General features: G+C 60.1%; 18 protein-coding genes. 5 read left to right on the plus strand and 13 right to left on the minus strand.

Annotated features, from left to right (window positions below):
• Nucleotides 1-128: 128 nt before the first annotated feature.
• The 4 genes from AC2FAK_RS16250 to AC2FAK_RS16265 all read right to left on the minus strand — a co-directional run bounded on the left by AC2FAK_RS16250 (nt 129) and on the right by AC2FAK_RS16265 (nt 5,069).
• Nucleotides 129-1,151 (minus strand): HoxN/HupN/NixA family nickel/cobalt transporter, encoded by a 1,023-nt coding sequence (locus AC2FAK_RS16250; protein ID WP_023622352.1) that lies wholly within the window; start codon nt 1,149-1,151, stop codon nt 129-131.
• Between the two features lies 1 nt (nt 1,152).
• Nucleotides 1,153-3,369 carry a carbamoyltransferase HypF gene (gene hypF / locus AC2FAK_RS16255; protein WP_095455297.1) on the minus strand — a complete coding sequence of 739 codons (2,217 nt, stop codon included), beginning with the start codon at nt 3,367-3,369 and terminating at the stop codon, nt 1,153-1,155.
• Nucleotides 3,370-3,375: 6 nt separating this feature from the next.
• Complete coding sequence (gene hydN, locus AC2FAK_RS16260) at nt 3,376-3,921, minus strand: electron transport protein HydN (RefSeq protein WP_014833044.1); 546 nt, start codon at nt 3,919-3,921, stop codon at nt 3,376-3,378.
• Nucleotides 3,922-4,055: 134 nt separating this feature from the next.
• Complete coding sequence (locus tag AC2FAK_RS16265; RefSeq protein WP_029883949.1) at nt 4,056-5,069, minus strand: LacI family DNA-binding transcriptional regulator; 1,014 nt, start codon at nt 5,067-5,069, stop codon at nt 4,056-4,058.
• 215 nt (nt 5,070-5,284) lie between these two features.
• Between AC2FAK_RS16265 and ascF the strand changes: the two genes are divergently transcribed.
• Both ascF and AC2FAK_RS16275 read left to right on the plus strand, forming a co-directional pair.
• Nucleotides 5,285-6,736 (plus strand): PTS cellobiose/arbutin/salicin transporter subunit IIBC, encoded by a 1,452-nt coding sequence (gene ascF, locus AC2FAK_RS16270; RefSeq protein WP_013098459.1) that lies wholly within the window; start codon nt 5,285-5,287, stop codon nt 6,734-6,736.
• Nucleotides 6,737-6,754: 18 nt separating this feature from the next.
• Nucleotides 6,755-8,179: a 6-phospho-beta-glucosidase gene (locus tag AC2FAK_RS16275; RefSeq protein WP_095455296.1), complete on the plus strand. Its 1,425-nt coding sequence runs from the start codon at nt 6,755-6,757 to the stop codon at nt 8,177-8,179.
• Nucleotides 8,180-8,267: 88 nt separating this feature from the next.
• Here the strand turns inward: AC2FAK_RS16275 and hycI are convergent, their stop codons facing one another.
• From hycI to hycA, 9 genes are all read right to left on the minus strand, one after another.
• Nucleotides 8,268-8,723 carry a hydrogenase maturation peptidase HycI gene (gene hycI, locus AC2FAK_RS16280; protein ID WP_095455295.1) on the minus strand — a complete coding sequence of 152 codons (456 nt, stop codon included), beginning with the start codon at nt 8,721-8,723 and terminating at the stop codon, nt 8,268-8,270.
• Nucleotides 8,716-9,126 carry a formate hydrogenlyase maturation HycH family protein gene (locus AC2FAK_RS16285; RefSeq protein ID WP_014833049.1) on the minus strand — a complete coding sequence of 137 codons (411 nt, stop codon included), beginning with the start codon at nt 9,124-9,126 and terminating at the stop codon, nt 8,716-8,718. The genes hycI and AC2FAK_RS16285 overlap by 8 nt, the downstream gene beginning before the upstream one ends.
• Nucleotides 9,123-9,890, minus strand: coding sequence for an NADH-quinone oxidoreductase subunit B family protein (locus AC2FAK_RS16290; RefSeq protein ID WP_014833050.1), 768 nt, complete (start codon nt 9,888-9,890; stop codon nt 9,123-9,125). Before AC2FAK_RS16290 ends, AC2FAK_RS16285 begins: the two co-directional genes overlap by 4 nt.
• Nucleotides 9,890-10,432 carry a formate hydrogenlyase complex iron-sulfur subunit gene (locus tag AC2FAK_RS16295; RefSeq protein WP_013098464.1) on the minus strand — a complete coding sequence of 181 codons (543 nt, stop codon included), beginning with the start codon at nt 10,430-10,432 and terminating at the stop codon, nt 9,890-9,892. The genes AC2FAK_RS16290 and AC2FAK_RS16295 overlap by 1 nt, the downstream gene beginning before the upstream one ends.
• A 9-nt stretch (nt 10,433-10,441) precedes the next feature.
• The gene (locus tag AC2FAK_RS16300) at nt 10,442-12,151 is read right to left on the minus strand and encodes a hydrogenase large subunit (protein WP_095455294.1); all 1,710 of its coding nucleotides are present in this window, start codon (nt 12,149-12,151) and stop codon (nt 10,442-10,444) included.
• A gap of 15 nt (nt 12,152-12,166) precedes the next feature.
• Nucleotides 12,167-13,090 carry a respiratory chain complex I subunit 1 family protein gene (locus AC2FAK_RS16305; RefSeq protein WP_485453318.1) on the minus strand — a complete coding sequence of 308 codons (924 nt, stop codon included), beginning with the start codon at nt 13,088-13,090 and terminating at the stop codon, nt 12,167-12,169.
• Between the two features lies 1 nt (nt 13,091).
• Entirely contained in the window at nt 13,092-14,906 is a 1,815-nt protein-coding gene (hycC, locus tag AC2FAK_RS16310; protein ID WP_095455293.1) for a formate hydrogenlyase subunit 3, read from the minus strand.
• On the minus strand, nt 14,903-15,511 hold the full coding sequence (locus AC2FAK_RS16315) for a 4Fe-4S dicluster domain-containing protein (protein ID WP_047361443.1): 609 nt from the start codon (nt 15,509-15,511) through the stop codon (nt 14,903-14,905). The genes hycC and AC2FAK_RS16315 overlap by 4 nt, the downstream gene beginning before the upstream one ends.
• A 70-nt stretch (nt 15,512-15,581) precedes the next feature.
• Nucleotides 15,582-16,046 (minus strand): formate hydrogenlyase regulator HycA, encoded by a 465-nt coding sequence (gene hycA / locus AC2FAK_RS16320; RefSeq protein WP_013098469.1) that lies wholly within the window; start codon nt 16,044-16,046, stop codon nt 15,582-15,584.
• 210 nt (nt 16,047-16,256) lie between these two features.
• Here hycA and hypA point away from each other — a divergent pair, with 210 nt between their 5' ends.
• From hypA to AC2FAK_RS16335, 3 genes are read left to right on the plus strand one after another with little or no spacing between them, the layout of a single operon-like run.
• A complete protein-coding gene (gene hypA / locus AC2FAK_RS16325) occupies nt 16,257-16,607 on the plus strand; it encodes a hydrogenase maturation nickel metallochaperone HypA (RefSeq protein WP_038420487.1) in 351 nt (116 codons plus the stop codon).
• A 3-nt stretch (nt 16,608-16,610) separates the two neighbouring features.
• Nucleotides 16,611-17,474 (plus strand): hydrogenase nickel incorporation protein HypB, encoded by an 864-nt coding sequence (gene hypB / locus AC2FAK_RS16330; protein WP_058678798.1) that lies wholly within the window; start codon nt 16,611-16,613, stop codon nt 17,472-17,474.
• A complete protein-coding gene (locus AC2FAK_RS16335) occupies nt 17,465-17,737 on the plus strand; it encodes a HypC/HybG/HupF family hydrogenase formation chaperone (RefSeq protein WP_020689280.1) in 273 nt (90 codons plus the stop codon). Before hypB ends, AC2FAK_RS16335 begins: the two co-directional genes overlap by 10 nt.
• The last annotated feature ends 1 nt before the right edge of the window (nt 17,738 follow it).

Raw genomic sequence — 17,738 nt, forward strand, 5'->3', positions numbered from 1 at the left:
GAGTGAAAACCTTCATAAACAGCAAGATATGCATTCCATTTTTCCAGCAAAACGGCACCCTGCTTCGCTTTACCGGAACGACATCATGGCGATTTTACCCCTCAAACACAATGGTTTTAGCGCAGCGCTCAGGAATGTATGACCAGCGCGTCGTAGCCGCGCCAGCGGTAGTTGATCATGGAGATCAGCCAGCAGGCGACAAACAGCCCGACCACCACAAAACCGGCGTTGCCGAGGTTATCGTTGACGGCACCAATGCGATCCCAGATGCCGCCGCTGAGGGCAAATTTATCCATCAGCAGCCCCAGCGCTTCCAGCCCGCCGATAAACACCGCCACCACCACAGAGGTACCGGTAATGGTCATGTTGTAGTAGAGCTTGCGCTGCGGTTTGTTGAATGCCCAGCCGTAAGCCCCCACCATCAGCAGGTTGTCGAGGGTATCCACCAGCGCCATGCCGCTGGCGAAAAGCGCCGGGAAGATCATGATTGACCACACCGACATACCGTTTGAGGCGCTGGCGGCAGAGATCCCGAGCACGCCGATTTCAGTGGCGGTATCAAAACCAAGCCCGAACAGAAAACCGACCAGATACATCTGCCAGCTTTTGTTGACCAGGCGGAAAGTCGCGCCAAACAGCCAGTTCATTATTCCGCCCTGCGCCGGGAGGGAGATGTCTCCCTGCACCGCCTGCCCGTTTTTCAGCGCCTGAAAATTGCGCCAGACGCCGCGCAAAATCACCATATTGACTAACGCCATCGCCAGCAGGAACGTCGCGGAGACGGCCGTGCCAATCAGGCTGCCGGTTTCATGAAACCAGGCCATATTTTTCTGAAACGCGGTCGCCGTCGCGGCTATGGCGATGGAGGCCAGCACCACAATGGTGGAGTGCCCCAGTGAGAACCACGCCCCGACGCCTGAGGGGCGCTTGCCCTGCTGCATCATCTTGCGTGTCACGGTATCAATGGCCGCGATGTGGTCAGCATCCACCGCGTGACGCAACCCATAGCACCAGGCAAGCAGGCTTGCGGCCATTAACGCAGAACTGCTGCTAAAGGCGTTCCACGCCCAGCCCCACGCCAGAAGATTAGCTATTACCAGCGCCAGCAGCAGGAGCGCGGCGCGAGGTTCATTGCGTAAGCGTCGTAACATTTTACATCCTTTTTGAACATGACCGGGCTGCGGCAACCACCGCCTGCCCGAAGGAGATAGCCCCGTCACCCGCAGGCAGATGATGGGGAAAAAGAAGCGTGAAATCAGAGAGGTGTGCACGCAGACGCGCCCGCAGCAGGCGGTTATGCAATACGCCGCCGCTGAAACAGACGGTAGAGAGCGACAGGCGTCGGGCATGGTGTCGGGCTAACGCCGCCAGCCCTTTTGCCAGCGCGTCGTGAAAGGCCCACGCGCGCTCACAGGGTTGCGCCTGCCAGGCCAGCCACTGCCGCCAGAAGAGCGCAAGGTTTTCAACCTGAAGCGTCACCGGGTGCTCAACACCCGGGCACTGCGCGGCCAGCGCCTCCAGCCTGCAGGCGGCTTCGCCTTCATAGCGTTGTGTTTCAATACCCAGAGCACAGGCCACCGCATCAAACAACCGCCCGCAGGACGACGCCAGCGGCGCGTTAAGGCCGCGCTGAACGGCGGTCGCTAAAAGCGGCCAGTTTTGCGAACGTACGGCGCGGGTTTCCGGGTAGCGTTGCCAGTCAGGAACAAACGCCAGGCAGTGTGCCAGCAGATTTCGCCAGGGCTGCATGGCCGCGAGATCACCGCCCGGCATCGCCACGGCGGGCAGGCCGCCCAGATGCTCGCACTCAAGGTAATTCACCCGCAGACACTCCCCGCCCCACAGCGCGCCGTGCTCGCCCATGCCGATCCCGTCCAGCGTCAGGGCGATGGCGTCGCCACCGTCGAGCGGCCAGCCGTTTTCGGCAAGGCAGGCCGCGGCATGCGCGTGATGATGCAGTACGGTATCGACCGGCAGCGCCTGCTCCTGTGCCCAGTGCCGGGCGTGATAGCCAGGATGGGCATCGCACACCAGCCGCTCTGGCTGAAAGGCGTAGATCTGCTGCATCAACGACAGTGCCGACCGCCACTGGGCCTCGACACCGTCGTCACTGAGATCGCCAAAATGCTGGCTCAGCACCGCCTGGTTACCGCGCACCAGACAGAAGGTATTCTTCATGTCGGCACCGGTCGCCAGAATAGAGGGAACAGAGCTAAAACCGGCGGGTAACGTGATGGCATCCGGCACGAATCCACGCGCCCGACGCAACATGGCCCCGTCCTGATCCAGTACGGAATCGTCCATCCGCTGCAGGATGTCGCGGTTATGGAGCAGAAAACCGTCAGCGATCTCTGCGAGCTGTTCCAGCGCCTGTGGATTACTGATGGCAGGCGGTTTGCCGCTGAGGTTGCCGGAGGTCATCACCAGCGGGCGTCGCGTCTCCTGCATCAGCAAATGGTGCAGCGGATTGGCCGGGAGCATCACACCGAGGCTATCCAGGCCCGGCGCGATGTCGTCCGGGAAGGCCGGCAGCCAGGCTTTAGGGATCAGCACGATGGGCGCGGCAGGCGAGCGCAGCCGCGTTTGCACCGGCTGCGGAAGGCCGTCGGCGCTGGGGATCATCACCGCCAGCGGTTTCCCCGGACGCTGTTTACGTGCCCGCAGCGTTGCCACCGCCTGCGGGTTAAGCGCGTCGCAGGCCAGATGAAATCCGCCCAGCCCTTTGATAGCCACGATGCCACCGTTTTTCAGCATCTGCACCGCCGCGTTCAGCGCCAGCTCGCGGGTGACAACCCGATCGGCCGCACGCCACTCAAGCTCAGGGCCGCAGTCCGGGCAAGCCACGGGCTGGGCGTGAAAACGTCGGTCCGCAGGGTTGCGGTATTCCGTTTCGCACGGCGAGCAGAGCGGGAATGGCGCCATGGCCGTGGCCGGGCGGTCATACGGCATGGCGCGGATAATGGTAAAACGGGGGCCGCAGTGGGTGCAGTTAATAAACGGGTAACGATAGCGGCGCTCGTGCGGATCGTTCATCTCCGCAAGGCACGCGGGACAGGTGGCGGCATCCGGTACAATCTGGGTGTCCATTGCCCCGCCCGCGCTGTGGCGAATGGTGAATGTCTCCGGCAGCGTTGACCAGTGGAACGGCTGCGTGTCGATACTCTCGATGCGCGCCAGCGGCGGGCAGTCCTGGCGCAGCCTCGCGGTGAAATGCCCCCCATTACCCGCGAGGCGCACCAGCACGCCCTCTCCGTCGTTGCAGACATCGCCGGTCAACTGCAGCGCCTGAGCCAGTTGCCAGACGAAGGGCCGAAAGCCCACGCCCTGCACCTTGCCACGCACCCGCAACTGTACGCCGTTACCGCCCATGACGGATCAGAACAGCAGAGATGAGGTGGTATCGAACGCTGCGCGACGACGCTTTTCGGCGCTCATCTGCTCGAGCTTATCGCGATCCACGCAAACCAGCGCGTGTGTCGGGCAGGCCTCCATACAGGCCGGACCGGCGTCACGGTGATAGCAAAGATCGCATTTGTTGGCTTCGGCTTTTTCCGCCCGCACGTTCAGCCCCATGCCGCTGTTGCGGACCACCGGACGAACCACCACCTCCATCGCGCCGTACGGGCAGGCGACCACGCAGGTTTTACAGCCGATACAGCGCGCCTGCATCACATGCACAAAGCCTTTTTCACGTTTGATTGCACCGTTAGGGCAGACGTTGGCGCACGGCGCGTCTTCGCACTGACGGCAGATAGCGGCGGTGGAAATATTCACGCCTTTGATGACGTGGATCCGCGGCAAAAAGGTCTCAGGCGTAAGCGAAGCGCAATCCTGCTCCGCCTGATGAGACACCACGCACGCCACTTCACAGGTACGGCAGCCAATGCATTTACTGGCATCAGCCATAATAAAACGGTTCATCTGCTTCTCCAGCATTACAGTCATGCGCGGAGATATTCATAAACCGTGCCAGTTTTTAACTCGTTGATTTATAGTGATTTAGAAAATGACGCCAGGGCTGTCATCGTCACTTCTGACGATGACAGCTGTCGACATCAGCGGTGCGGGCCGTCGATGACAGAGTCGCGCAGGATAAGCTCACCCGAGAAGGTTTGCTGATACTTAAACTCGCCGCCGTCGAGCATAAAAATCAGGCGGCTGATGGTCTCTTTAATCATCTCCGTAACCGGAATACGCACGCTGGAGAGCGAGGGCACGATGTAGGGCGCAATCGCCACATCGTCGAAGCCTACCACCGACACCGCATCAGGCGTGGCGACGCCGCTGTCGTGAAGCTGTTTCATGGCGCCAATCGCCATATCGTCGTTACTCGCCACCAGCGCGGTAAAGGTTTCGCCGCGCGAGAGCAGCTCAGACACGGCCGCCGCGCCACTGGCCGGATTCCATTTGCCGTGGGCGATCAGCGTCGGACGCAGCGGGATCTGGTGTTGCGCCAGGGCGTCTTTGTAGCCAGAAAGACGCTCCACGCCCGTGGGCGAATCCAGCGAGCCGGTGATAAACGCAATGTCACGGTGCCCTTTCTCAATCAGCTGTGACACCGCTTCCTGACAGGAGGCTTTATGATCTGACCAGACGCTGTGGCTGCTGTTTTTACGCAGGCGACGGTTCAGTACCATGATCGGCTGCTCGTATTTCTCGACGATCTCGTCCATCTCTTCCACGCTCAGAAAACGCGGATAGATAATGACCGCATCACAGCGCATATCAAGCAGGTACTGGATGGCTTCGCGCTCTTCATCGGCGCTGTGCTTGCCGTCCGCCAGGATCAGCTGCCGCCCCTTCTCTTCCGTCATGCGGGCGGCGTGAAACAGCAACTCGCTAAAATAGACGCCGTGATACAGGGTGTTGGTCACCACCAGTCCCAGCGTCTGGGTGCGTTTGGTCGCCAGGTTGCGCGCCAGCAAATTGGGGCGATAGCCGCTCTCTTCGATGGCCTGAAACACCCGGTCTTTGGTCTCCTGGCTGACATAGCCATTCCCCGACAGCACCCGGGAAACCGTCGCTTTCGAAACGCCTGCCCGCTTCGCCACTTCAAGCATCGTGGTCATGTTGTTATTCCCTTTCATACTGATGGCACGCAGTGTACTGCACTGCAAAACAATTGTCGCAACGACGCGCTCACGCTTTTTGAACCGTCTGGTGATCGCCATCACGAAATGAAAAAATGGTCAAAATGCGATCTTGTTTCATTCAAAGAAACTCATGATGATTATGTGGAACCGGTTTCCTACATACTCTCACAACGACAACAGGATCACATCCGATGGCCAAAAATTATGCCGCGCTGGCGCAAGACGTTGTCAGCGCGCTTGGCGGTAAAGACAACATCGTCGCCGTCACCCATTGCATGACGCGACTGCGTTTCGTCCTGAAAGACGAAACCGCTACCGATACCGCACGCCTGAAAAATATCAGCGGCGTACTGGGCGTGGTACGTAACGACAACCAGTGCCAGGTGATTATCGGCAATACCGTTTCTCAGGCGTACCGTGAGGTGGTGAGCCTGCTGCCAACCGACCTGCAGCCTGCCGTACCGGAAGGCCCACAGAAATTGACCCTGCGCCGCATCGGTGCCGGGATCCTCGACGCGCTGATTGGCACCATGTCGCCGCTGATCCCGGCGATCATCGGCGGCTCGATGGTCAAGCTGCTGGCGATGATCCTTGAGATGACCGGCGTGCTGGAGAAAGGCGCGCCGACGCTCACCATTTTGACCGTCATCGGCGACGGGGCGTTCTTCTTCCTGCCGCTGATGGTGGCAGCATCTGCCGCCGTGAAATTCAAAACCAACATGTCGCTGGCGATCGCCATTGCAGGCGTGCTGGTGCATCCGAGCTTTATCGAGCTGATGGCGAAAGCCGCGCAGGGTGAGCACGTCGAATTCGCGTTTATCCCGGTGACGGCGGTGAAATACACCTACACCGTGATCCCGGCGCTGGTGATGACCTGGTGCCTGTCGTATATCGAACGCTGGGTGGATCGCATTACGCCTGCGGTGACGAAAAACTTCCTCAAGCCGATGCTGATCGTGCTGATTGCCGCCCCGCTCGCCATCGTGCTGATTGGGCCGCTGGGGATCTGGATCGGCAGCGCCATCTCCGCGCTGGTCTACACCATCCACGGCTATCTGGGCTGGCTCTCCGTGGCGATCATGGGCGCGCTCTGGCCGCTGCTGGTCATGACCGGGATGCACCGCGTCTTTACCCCAACTATCATTCAGACCATTGCCGAAACAGGTAAAGAGGGAATGGTGATGCCGTCGGAAATCGGTGCCAACCTGTCGCTCGGCGGTTCATCCCTGGCGGTGGCATGGAAAACGAAAAACCCGGAGCTGCGCCAGACGGCGCTGGCCGCGGCGGCTTCCGCCATCATGGCGGGCATCTCTGAACCGGCGCTGTACGGCGTGGCGGTTCGCCTGAAACGCCCGCTGATTGCCAGCCTGATTAGCGGCTTTATCTGTGGCGCGGTGGCCGGTATTGCGGGGCTTGCCAGCCACTCAATGGCGGCGCCGGGGCTGTTTACCAGCGTGCAGTTCTTCGATCCGGCCAACCCGATGACCATTGTCTGGGTATTCGGCGTCATGGCGCTGGCGGTCGTGCTCTCCTTCGTGCTGACCCTGATATTAGGCTTTGAAGATATCCCGGTCGAAGACGAGGCTGAAAAAGCCCGCGCCCTGCAGAGCGCGCCGGTGCAGGCCAAAACCGCACAAGTTTAACCGTATAACGAGGTAGAAATGTCTGTTTTTCCACAAGGATTTTTATGGGGCGGCGCGCTTGCCGCCAACCAGAGCGAAGGCGCTTACCGTGAAGGCGGCAAAGGGCTGACCACGGTCGACATGATCCCTCACGGTGCAAACCGCCTGGCGGTGAAGCTTGGTAAGGAAAAGCGTTTTTCGCTGCGTGACGACGAGTTTTACCCAAGCCACGAGGCGATCGATTTTTACCATCGCTACAAAGAGGACATCGCCCTGATGGCGGAGATGGGCTTTACGGTGTTCCGCACCTCGATTGCCTGGAGCCGCCTCTACCCGAACGGCGACGAACCGCTGCCGAACAAAGAGGGCATTGCCTTCTATCGCGCGGTGTTTGAAGAGTGCAAAAAGTACAACATTGAGCCGCTGGTCACCCTGTGCCACTTCGACGTGCCGATGCATCTGGTAACGGAGTACGGCTCCTGGCGCAACCGCAAGATGGTCGATTTCTTTGCCCGCTACGCCCGCACCTGTTTCGAAGAATTTAACGGTCTGGTGAAATACTGGCTCACCTTCAACGAGATCAACATCATGCTGCACAGCCCGTTCTCCGGCGCGGGGCTGGTGTTCGAAGAAGGTGAAAACGAAGATCAGGTGAAATACCAGGCCGCGCACCACGAGCTGGTCGCAAGCGCGCTGGCGACCAAAATCGCCCACGAGGTAAACCCGGAAAACCAGGTCGGCTGCATGCTGGCGGGCGGGAATTTCTACCCTTACTCCTGCAAGCCGGAAGACGTATGGATGGCGCTGGAGAAGGACCGCGAGAACCTGTTCTTTATCGACGTGCAGGCGCGCGGCAGCTATCCGGCTTACTCCGCCCGCGTGTTCCGCGAAAAAGGGGTGGTGATTGTGAAAGATCCGGGCGACGACGAAATGCTGAAAAACACCGTCGATTTTGTATCGTTCAGCTATTACGCCTCGCGCTGCGCGTCGGCCGATATGAATGCGAACAATACCAATGCGGCGAACATCGTCAAATCCCTGCGCAACCCGCATATTCAGGTGAGCGAATGGGGCTGGGGCATCGATCCGCTCGGCCTGCGCATCACCATGAACATGATGTACGACCGTTATCAGAAACCGCTGTTCCTGGTGGAAAACGGCCTCGGCGCAAAAGATGTCATTGATGAAAACGGCGAAATTAACGATGACTACCGCATCAGCTATCTGCGCGAGCATATCCGCGCGATGGGCGATGCCATTGAGGACGGTGTGCCGCTGATGGGCTATACCTCCTGGGGCTGCATTGACCTGGTGGCGGCCTCAACGGGCGAAATGAGCAAGCGCTACGGGTTTGTCTACGTTGACCGCGACGATGCCGGAAACGGCACGCTGGAGCGCAAACGCAAGAAGTCGTTCTGGTGGTATAAGAAAGTGATTGCGAGTAACGGGGGGGATCTCGAGTAGCCTGTTGCCCTCACCCCAGCCCTCTCCCACAGGGAGAGGGAGATGGGTTTGGTAGGCCGGGTAAGGCGAAGCCGCCACCCGGCACTGTTCAGAGCCGGGAAAATCCCCCGTCCCCAACCCATCCGGCAAGCCGTGAATAGACCACTTCCACCGCGGCTTTCACCGGAGGTGTCATCGGGTAATAAAATCCGACAATGTCCGGCTGAATGCCCAGAAACAGCACCTCGCCCACGTCCTCTTTGATCTGATCCACCAGATAGTTAAGCGGCATATTATGCGTGGTCATCATGAACATGTCGGCAATGTTGTCCGGGTCGATCAGGCGGATTTCCCCCGGGTTCAGCCCCATATCCGTAGCATCGACAATCAACAGCCGATCAGGGCGCAGTTCGCGGATGGCCACCACGTCATTTTCCGGCGCGCTGCCGCCGTCAATCACCACCCAGTTGCCCTGCGGGTTCGCGGCACACATCTCTGCCAGCAGCGGGCCTGCGCCGTCGTCGCCCATCATGCTGTTGCCGACACACAGTAAAACGTCAGTCACGTAATCTCCTCACCATCAGGTAGATGGCACTTTCCTGATGAATATCATGCAGCATGCTGAGCAGCGTTTTGCTCCACGCCTGCTGTTCGGGGGTTTGCCGTTTCAGCGCCGCGTCAAACGCGTTCGCCAGCATCGCAATATGGTTGGCGTCGATAACGATCTCACCGTACTTCGGTACTCCTTCCATTTTGCGCCGCGCCGTACTGCCCTCTTCCAGCGTGGCGATCCACGCCAGATAGTCGGACCACGGGCAGCTCAGCGCCGCCTCCAGGCAGTCGATCACCCCGAGGTGATGCCCAATCGCCAGGCTGTAATAGACTACCTGCTGCGCCGCGTCCGGCGTGGCATCGTTCTCATCAATAAATTTACGGCTCAGCTGACTGAACACCACCGTCTCACTCATCGGATACGCGCCTCATCCACAATGCTGTTCAGGTTCGCCACAATCTCATTGAGACGCGGGTCGTTTTCCGCCTCCAGCCAGCGCGCCACCTGGTGCTCGCCCTGGCTCAGCAGGCGCAGGTAATCGTCGGCAATCTGGCGGCCATAGCGATAGCCCGCCAGCCTGCGCGCCGTGCGGTCTACCTTCACCCGCAGCGGCTGCACCATGTCCGGGTGCAGGATCATCGCAGGCTGATTGTCGGGTTCACCCGGTTCACGGGCGTGGATTTTCTGCTCCAGCAGGCCGAGCGCCATGGCAAAGCCGTACAGCGTGGCGGCAGGCGTCGGCGGACAGCCCGGAATGTAGACGTCCACCGGCACGATTTTGTCGGTGCCACCCCACACGCAGTAGAGGTCATGGAAGATGCCGCCGCTGTTACCGCACGCCCCATAGGAGATACAGATTTTCGGATCGGGCGCAGACTGCCAGGCGCGCAGCGCGGGCGAGCGCATGGCGCGGGTGACGGCCCCGGTGAACAGCAGAATGTCGGCATGACGCGGAGACGGCACCACTTTGATGCCGAAGCGTTCGGCGTCAAACAGCGGTGACAGCGTGGCGAAGATCTCAATCTCGCAGCCGTTGCAGCCGCCGCAGTCCACGCGGTAAACGTAGGCCGAGCGTTTGATTTTTTTCAACAGCGACGCCTTCATGCTGGCGATGGACTCCTCCACCGTCATTGGCACCGGAATGCCCCGCTCGTCGCGCGGACCGAGTAAGTTTTCCATCAGCTGGCCTCTCTCATATGACGGGTGATATCGATGCGGTCGGACGGCAGCAGACATTTCTGCCGTTTGCATTCCGGGCAGGTTTCAAAGCTTTCGCGATGATGCTCCGCGCGGGCGTCGCCGTTGTGCTTAAGCAGCGCGATGGCGTAGTCGATCTCTTTTTGCACGGCGAACGGACGTTTGCAGACGCGGCAGTTACACAGGGCAAAACGCGACTGCTGCAAAAAGTCCTCTTTCTTCCACACCGCCAGCTCGTACTCCTGAGACAGACGAATGGCGACCGTCGGGCAAACCTCTTCGCAGCGGCCGCAGAAAATGCAGCGTCCGAGGTTAAACTGCCAGGCCAGCTCGCCGGTTTTCAGATCCGTTTCCACCGTCAGGGCATTCGACGGACAGGCGTTGACGCAGGCCGCACAGCCGATGCACTGCTGCGGGTTGTGCTCCGGCTTGCCGCGAAAGTTTTTATCCACCGGCATCGGCTCCAGCGGGTAGCGGCTGGTGGGCGTGCCGGTTTTGATCACTTTTTTGATAAAGGTAAACATGGCGAGTCCTTATTTCAGCGGCGAGTTCTTACGCTCGATGCTGTAGCGCTCAAGCTCTTTGTACGGCACCACCTGGCTTTTCTTCTTGCGCACGTCCACCACGGTCATGCGGTCGGTGCAGGAGTAGCACGGGTCGAGGCTGCCGATGATCAGCGGCGCGTCGGAGACCGTGTTGCCGCGCAGCATATAGCGCAGGGTTGGCCAGTTGGCGTAGGTGGCCGCACGGCAGCGCCAGCGGTAAAGCTTCTGATTATCGCCGGTCATGCTCCAGTGGATGTCGTCCCCGCGCGGCGCTTCGGCAAAGCCGAGGGCAAAGCGGTTCGGGATGTAGGTGAAGCCCTCCACCATCAGCGGGCCGCCCGGCAGGTTATCGAGCCCAAAGTCGATCATATTCAGCGCGGTGAAGACCTCGTTGATACGCACCTTCAGGCGGGAGATGACGTCGCAGCCCTGTTCGCTGTGTACGGTCATTGGCAGCAGGCCGTAGCCGACAAACGGGTGATCGGCGCGGGTGTCGCGGACGTGGCCGCTGGCGCGCACCATCGGGCCAACGTTGCTGAAGTCGCGGGCGATCTCCGGATCAAGACGGCCGATCCCCACGGTACGCTGCTCGATGTTGGGCGTGCTGAGCAGCATATCCACCAGCTCCTGCACGTCGCGACGCATCTGCTGTGCCAGCTGTCGGGTCTGGATCATGTCGTTTTTAAGCAGGTCACGGCGGATCCCACCGATCAGGTTCAGACCGTAGGTTTTACGCGCCCCGGTGAGGATCTCCGCCATCTTCATCGACGCCTCGCGCACGCGGAAGAACTGCATAAACCCGGAGTCGAAACCGACAAAGTGACAGGCCAGACCGAGATTCAGCAGGTGCGAGTGCAGACGTTCCACTTCCAGCAAAATGGCGCGGATCATCTGCGCGCGCTCCGGCACCACGATCCCCATGCCGTTCTCCACCGAGGTGGTATAGGCGGTGCTGTGGGCGAAGCCGCAGATGCCGCACACGCGGTCCGAGAGGAATGTCACCTCGTTATAGCCCATCCGGGTTTCCGCCAGCTTCTCCATGCCGCGATGGACGTAGAACAGACGGTAGTCGGCGTCGATAATGTTTTCGCCGTCAACAAACAGGCGGAAGTGGCCTGGTTCATCAGAGGTGACGTGCAGCGGGCCAATCGGCACCACGTTGTTCTTTTTGTTGCCGAGTTCGTTAATGAACTCGTAGGTTTCGCTGTCGGTGGTCGGGGCCGGACGCTGGCGGTAATCCATGCTGTCCTTGCGCAGCGGATACAGTTCGTCCGGCCAGTCGTCCGGCAGCACCAGGCGGCGTTCATCCGGCAGCCCCACCGGCACCAGGCCATACATGTCACGCACTTCGCGCTCGCCCCAGACGGCGGCAGGCACGCGGGGCGTGACGGACGGGTACTCCGGCTTGTTCGGGTCGACTTCCACGCGTACGGTAAGCCAGCACTTCTCGCCCTGCTCCATCGACATCACGTAGTACACCGCGTAATTGCCGCACAGCTGACGCTCGTCATTGCCGAACAGCACCGACAGCCAGCCGCCCTGCTGGTAGTAAAAAAACTCCACCACTTCCGGCAGATAGTTCACCTTAATGGTGACGGTTACCTGGTCTTTGGTCTGCCATCCTTCATCCAGCACAACACCCGGAAAAGCCTGATGCAACGCGGCGAGATACTGCTGACCTTTCTTTTCTTCAGACATAAATACTCTCTTTAATCACGCCACCAGCAAGGAGACGAACGCTAAAAATGCAAAACCAAAACCGGCCCAGGTGATGCGCGAGGTCGCGACAAAGCGCAGACGTGCCATGCTGTTTTCAAACAGGGCAATCACCAGCACGCCGACCAGCAACTTGAGCGCGGCAACCACCACGGCCAATACCAGTCCTCCAGCGGAGAAGTGCGTCATCTGCCCCCACGGGAAGAAGACGCCAACAAACATATGCAGGACCACCAGTTGCTTAAGGCTGATGCCCCACTTAAGCACCGCAAAGCCGTAGCCGCTGTATTCGGTGAGCGGCCCTTCCTGTAGCTCCTGCTCGGCTTCTGCGAGGTCAAACGGCAGTTTGCCCATCTCAATAAAGGTGGCGAATGCGCAGGCGCAAAGGGCCAGCACTAGCGGGAGGGTACGTGACACCGGCCAGTGGTAAACGGTGTGGGTGATAAAGCTGATATGGGTGGAACCCGCGACCTGCGCGGCCACCCATAGCCCCAGCAGCAGGATCGGTTCGACCAGCACGCCCAGCATCGCCTCGCGGCTGGCGCCGATACCGGTAAACGGGCTGCCGGTATCCAGGCCCGCAATAGCAAAGAAGAAGCGGGCAATGGCGAAGAGGTAAATCAGCGTAATCAGATCCCCAAGTGCAGGCAGCGGCGAGCCCACCGTCACCACCGGCAGCGCGGTGGCGATGGTCAGCATCACGCCGACCATCACGAACGGCGTCAGGCGGAAGACCCAGCCTGCGGCATCCGGCGCCACGCTCTGGCGGGAGAGCAGCTTGAAGAGATCGCGGTACTCCTGGAGCACGCCAGGCCCGCGACGGTTGTGCATCCGGGCGCGCGCCACGCGCGTGATGCCCGACAGCAGTGGCGCAACGGCGAACAGCACCAGCGCCTGAAGTATTGCCAGTAACAGACTCATGTCAGGCTCCTCGTGAAATCACAATGACCACCAGCACCGCCAGTTCGATCAGCGCCAGACGGCGGAACAGCGCAGGTACAGCGGCGCTCTGCCAGCCCGGCATCCAGCCCACCGGGTTCAGCCAGTGGCGCAGCTTCAGCACGGCAGCGAAGTTCTCTTTCACCGGCATGGCAAAACCGTGGGCGGTGATGACCATCGATTGTTCGTGTTCGTAGCCACAGGCCCAGGCCGCGCCGCGCGAGCGGGAGGGGAGTCGGTCGCGCCTGAAGAACAGCATCAGCACAAACGGCAGCAGCGGTGCAGCAATCAGCAGCAGCGCCATCATCGGCTGGGAGACGGTGGTATGCGCAAGGGTCAGCGGCAGTGGAATGGCGTTACCCAGCAGCGGCAGCAGCCATGGGGCGGCGACCCCGCCCGCGATGCAGCACAGCGCCAGCGCGACCACGCTGGCACACATCAGTACCGGGGCGCAGCAGGCGTTTTCCGCTTCCCGCGTGCGCGGTGCGCCGAGGAAGGTGACGCCGTAGACTTTTGCCATACACATCACCGCCAGCGCCCCGGTTATCGCCAGCCCAACCGCCAGCAGCGGGCCGAGCAGCCGGGCGATAAAGGCATCGCTCTGACCGAGCGCGAAGAAGGACTGGTAGATCACCCACTCGCCCGCAAAGCCGTTCAGCGGCGGCAACGCGGCCATCGCCATCAGCCCGACCAGCATGGCGAGAGAAATCACCGGCATCTTTTTGCCGATACCGCCGAGTTTTTCGATATCCCGATGACCGGTGCGGAACCAGACGCTTCCCGCGCCCAGGAACAGGGTGCTTTTGAACAGGCTGTGGTTAACGAGGTGATACAGCCCCCCGATAAACCCGGCGGCGATCAGCGCCGGTTGATTGAGTGCCAGCCCGGTCACGCCTGCGCCGATGCCGAGCAGGATAATGCCGATATTTTCCAGGGTGTGGTACGCCAGCAGACGCTGAATATTGTGCTCCATCAGCGCATACAGCCCGCCGACAAAAGCGGTAACCATACCGGCGATAAGCAGCGCGACACCCCACCACAGCGGCGGCTGGCCGCCGGTCAGGGTGATCGTCAGCATGCCGAACAGACCGACCTTCATGACCACGGTGGAAAACAGCGCGGCAGCGGGCGCTGAAGCATTCGCGTGCGCCTGCGGCACCCAGCCGTGCAGCGGGATAATCCCGGCCAGCAGGCCAAAGCCCACCACGCCCAGCAGCCAGACGTCATTTCCCAGCGGCTGGCCGTTAAGCGCTGCGAAGTCGAGCGTGCCGAAACGTTGCCACACCAGCCAGCAGGCCAGCGCCAGCAGCAGCGTGCCGAGACGCCCCAGCGCAAACCACAGTTTGCCGGAGGCGCTACACCCCGTCAGGAACACGCCGCAGAGCGCCATGATCTCCGCCATCACCACCAGCGCACCGAGGTTGCTGGCGATAACGGTACAGACCGCCGTCGCCAGCAGCAGGTTGACCAGCAGACCATTGGCTCTGGTGTGTGGATGGCGGTGCCAGTCAATATTGAACAGGCTGATAAACACCCCGCACAGGCCAAAAGTCACCAGCCAGATGGCGTTCAGCGGCGTGAGCTGAACGGTATGACGGACGATCGGAATCATTGCTTCGGCGGTCTGGCCGCTGAGTAACACTGCCGTACCTGCTGCCAGCGTCATCAGGCTGCCCACCGCCCCGCCGATACCGGCGATCCAGCCGCTCAGGGTTTTATGGAATGACAGGAGCCACGCCAGCACAGCAGCGGCGGCAAAGTACGCCACGGCGCTGTTAATCATAGATATCGCGTTCATTTCGCCCCCTCGTTAAGCGCCTGAAGCAGAGAAAGATCGCCGACGTCGGTATTAATGGTCAGCTCGCGCTTGCGTTTGCTGGTGCGGGCAATATCGCGAATGTTGACCAGAATCAGCGCTTTGGTCGGGCAGGTGCGCACGCAGGCCGGGCCCTGCTTATCGAAGCTGCACAGGTCGCACTTCACCGCCACCGCACGCACGCCGGGCACCCAGTCAAGCAGCGTACTGACACGTGCCGGAGCCGGGGGAGCAGGTGGCGCTTTTGGGGTGTTGGCATTCGCCGGAATATGCAGCGGACGGCTGCCGGAAAATTCAATCGCACCGAACGGGCAGGCTATGCCGCACAGCTTGCAGCTCACGCACAGGCTTTCGTTCAGCTGTACCGCGCCGTCAACGCGGGTGATGGCATTCACCGGACAGACGCCCGCGCACGGCGCATCCTCACAGTGGTGGCAGAGCTGCGGGGCAGACTCTTTTTCATTACGCATGACGCGCAGGCGCGGCATGGACTGGAGCCCGTGCAGGCGGTGCGTTTCCGAACAGGCCGCCTCACAGGTTCGACAGCCAATACAGACCGTCGAGTCAGCAATTACAAAACGGTTCACCGGGTCATCCTCTGGTGATAGTCATTTTTGACGAAAAACTGTCATGTCGACACTTCTCGACACGTGATGATCAGGCCACGTCCGCTGAGGCGTGTTCATCCATCAGCTGCTTCAGGTTGACCGGGAGATCGTGTTCAACGGCGGTGTACAGACCGTTATAAACCGGCGCGATTTTTTCCAGATAGTGCTCCAGCACCTGCTGGCGATCGCGATTGCTGACGTGACCGTCAACCATGCCGTCGGCCATCAGTTGCGCCTTCGCAATACACTGTTTTTCACCCTCTTTTGTCTCGACGTAGTACTCAATGGTGTGGCTGTTGAAGGTGTCGGCCAGGGTGACGTAAATCGTGAAATGGCCGAACAAAACAAAGCGCATATCCCCCTGCGCCGCACAGCTCATGGCGTGGTGAAGACGGGCTTTGGAGAGGGTGATCCCCTGGACCAGTGAGTTGCAGTAAAGGTGCCACTGGTCCTGTAACTGCTGGTGACGCTGCGCGATGTAATCCGCTTTTTCGCTAATTTCCCAAATAGTCATAGAAGGTATCCGGTTAATGGAGATAGCGGCTGTTAAGCAGATTCCATGCCATTTTTTAATGCTTTGATATTTAATGGATTTAATTCAAAACAGGCTGTCAACAAGAGGGTGTCGACGTGTCATTTCGACAGCGTTGACATCGTCACCCCCTAACCAAAACCAGGCTGGCATTGTTATTGCATTAACGGGGCAATTCATTAAGGAGGCGTCATGCACGAAATCACCCTCTGCCAGCGGGCACTGGAACTCATCGAACAGCAGGCAGCGCAAAACCACGCGACGCGCGTGACCGGCGTCTGGCTGAAGGTCGGGGCCTTTTCCTGCGTCGAAACCAGCGCCCTCACCTTCTGTTTTGAGCTGGTGTGCCGCGGCACGCTGGCGGAAGGCTGCGCACTTCATATTGAAGAGCAACAGGCGGAGTGCTGGTGCGAGCAGTGTCAGCAGTACGTCACCCTGCTGTCGTCGAAGGTCCAGCGCTGCCCACAGTGTCAGCACACCGGCCTTCGCATCGTGGCGGATGACGGGATGCAGATCCAACGCCTTGAAATCGAGAAGGAGTAAAGTATGTGTAGTACCTGCGGTTGCGCCGAAGGCAACCTGTATATCGAAGGGGATGAACACCGTCCTCACTCCGCGTTTCGCTCCGCCCCTTTTACCCCCGCACCGCGTCCGGCAGCGGCACTCACCGGCATTCGCTTTGCGCCTCAACGCTCCGATATGGGCGATCTTCATTACGGCCACGGCGAGGCGGGTACCCATGCGCCGGGCATGAGCCAGCGCCAGATGCTGAACGTGGAAATCAACGTACTCGATAAAAACAACCAGATCGCCGCCCGCAACCGCGCCCGGTTTGCCGCACGTCAACAGCTGGTGCTCAACCTCGTCTCCAGCCCCGGCTCCGGCAAAACCACGCTGCTGACGGAAACGCTCAAACGCCTGAACGAACGCGTCTCCTGCGCTGTGATCGAAGGCGATCAGCAAACGGTCAACGATGCCGCCCGTATTCGTGAAACCGGCACCCCGGCGATACAGGTCAATACCGGTAAAGGCTGCCATCTGGATGCGCAGATGATTGCCGATGCCACACCGCGTCTGCCGCTGGCGGATAACGGCATTCTGTTTATCGAAAACGTCGGCAATCTGGTCTGCCCGGCCAGCTTCGATCTCGGGGAGCGGCATAAAGTGGCGGTCCTCTCGGTGACCGAAGGAGAAGACAAGCCGCTCAAATATCCGCATATGTTTGCCGCCGCGTCGCTGATGCTGCTGAACAAAGTCGACCTGCTGCCGTACCTGAATTTCGACGTGGATAAATGCCTGGCTTATGCCCGTGAAGTGAACCCTGACATTGCGATCCTGCTGGTCTCCGCCACGCGCGGCGACGGCATGGCGCACTGGCTAAACTGGCTGGAGAGTGAACGATGTGCATAGGCGTCCCTGGACAAATCCATTCCATTGACGGAAACCAGGCCAAAGTGGAGGTCTGCGGCATATTGCGTGACGTCGATTTAACGCTGGTGGGCAGCACCGATGAGACGGGCGTCTCGCGCCTTGGTCAGTGGGTGCTGGTACACGTGGGGTTTGCCATGAGCGTGATTAATGAAGCGGAAGCGCGCGACACGCTGGATGCCCTGCAAAACATGTTTGATGTGGAGCCGGACGTCGGCGCGCTGCTGTACGGCGAGGAACGGTAAT

The organism is Enterobacter cloacae complex sp. 394F7, assembly GCF_057320385.1.

Bases quoted from the DNA above. Each gene is read 5' to 3' on its own strand.
- AC2FAK_RS16250 (WP_023622352.1), bottom strand. From the start codon at position 1,151: ATGTTACGACGCTTACGCAATGAACCTCGCGCCGCGCTCCTGCTGCTG.
- hypF (WP_095455297.1), bottom strand. From the start codon at position 3,369: ATGGGCGGTAACGGCGTACAGTTGCGGGTGCGTGGCAAGGTGCAGGGC.
- hydN (WP_014833044.1), bottom strand. From the start codon at position 3,921: ATGAACCGTTTTATTATGGCTGATGCCAGTAAATGCATTGGCTGCCGT.
- AC2FAK_RS16265 (WP_029883949.1), bottom strand. From the start codon at position 5,069: ATGACCACGATGCTTGAAGTGGCGAAGCGGGCAGGCGTTTCGAAAGCG.
- ascF (WP_013098459.1), top strand. From the start codon at position 5,285: ATGGCCAAAAATTATGCCGCGCTGGCGCAAGACGTTGTCAGCGCGCTT.
- AC2FAK_RS16275 (WP_095455296.1), top strand. From the start codon at position 6,755: ATGTCTGTTTTTCCACAAGGATTTTTATGGGGCGGCGCGCTTGCCGCC.
- AC2FAK_RS16285 (WP_014833049.1), bottom strand. From the start codon at position 9,126: ATGAGTGAGACGGTGGTGTTCAGTCAGCTGAGCCGTAAATTTATTGAT.
- AC2FAK_RS16290 (WP_014833050.1), bottom strand. From the start codon at position 9,890: ATGGAAAACTTACTCGGTCCGCGCGACGAGCGGGGCATTCCGGTGCCA.
- AC2FAK_RS16295 (WP_013098464.1), bottom strand. From the start codon at position 10,432: ATGTTTACCTTTATCAAAAAAGTGATCAAAACCGGCACGCCCACCAGC.
- AC2FAK_RS16300 (WP_095455294.1), bottom strand. From the start codon at position 12,151: ATGTCTGAAGAAAAGAAAGGTCAGCAGTATCTCGCCGCGTTGCATCAG.
- AC2FAK_RS16305 (WP_485453318.1), bottom strand. From the start codon at position 13,090: ATGAGTCTGTTACTGGCAATACTTCAGGCGCTGGTGCTGTTCGCCGTT.
- hycC (WP_095455293.1), bottom strand. From the start codon at position 14,906: ATGAACGCGATATCTATGATTAACAGCGCCGTGGCGTACTTTGCCGCC.
- hycA (WP_013098469.1), bottom strand. From the start codon at position 16,046: ATGACTATTTGGGAAATTAGCGAAAAAGCGGATTACATCGCGCAGCGT.
- hypA (WP_038420487.1), top strand. From the start codon at position 16,257: ATGCACGAAATCACCCTCTGCCAGCGGGCACTGGAACTCATCGAACAG.
- hypB (WP_058678798.1), top strand. From the start codon at position 16,611: ATGTGTAGTACCTGCGGTTGCGCCGAAGGCAACCTGTATATCGAAGGG.
- AC2FAK_RS16335 (WP_020689280.1), top strand. From the start codon at position 17,465: ATGTGCATAGGCGTCCCTGGACAAATCCATTCCATTGACGGAAACCAG.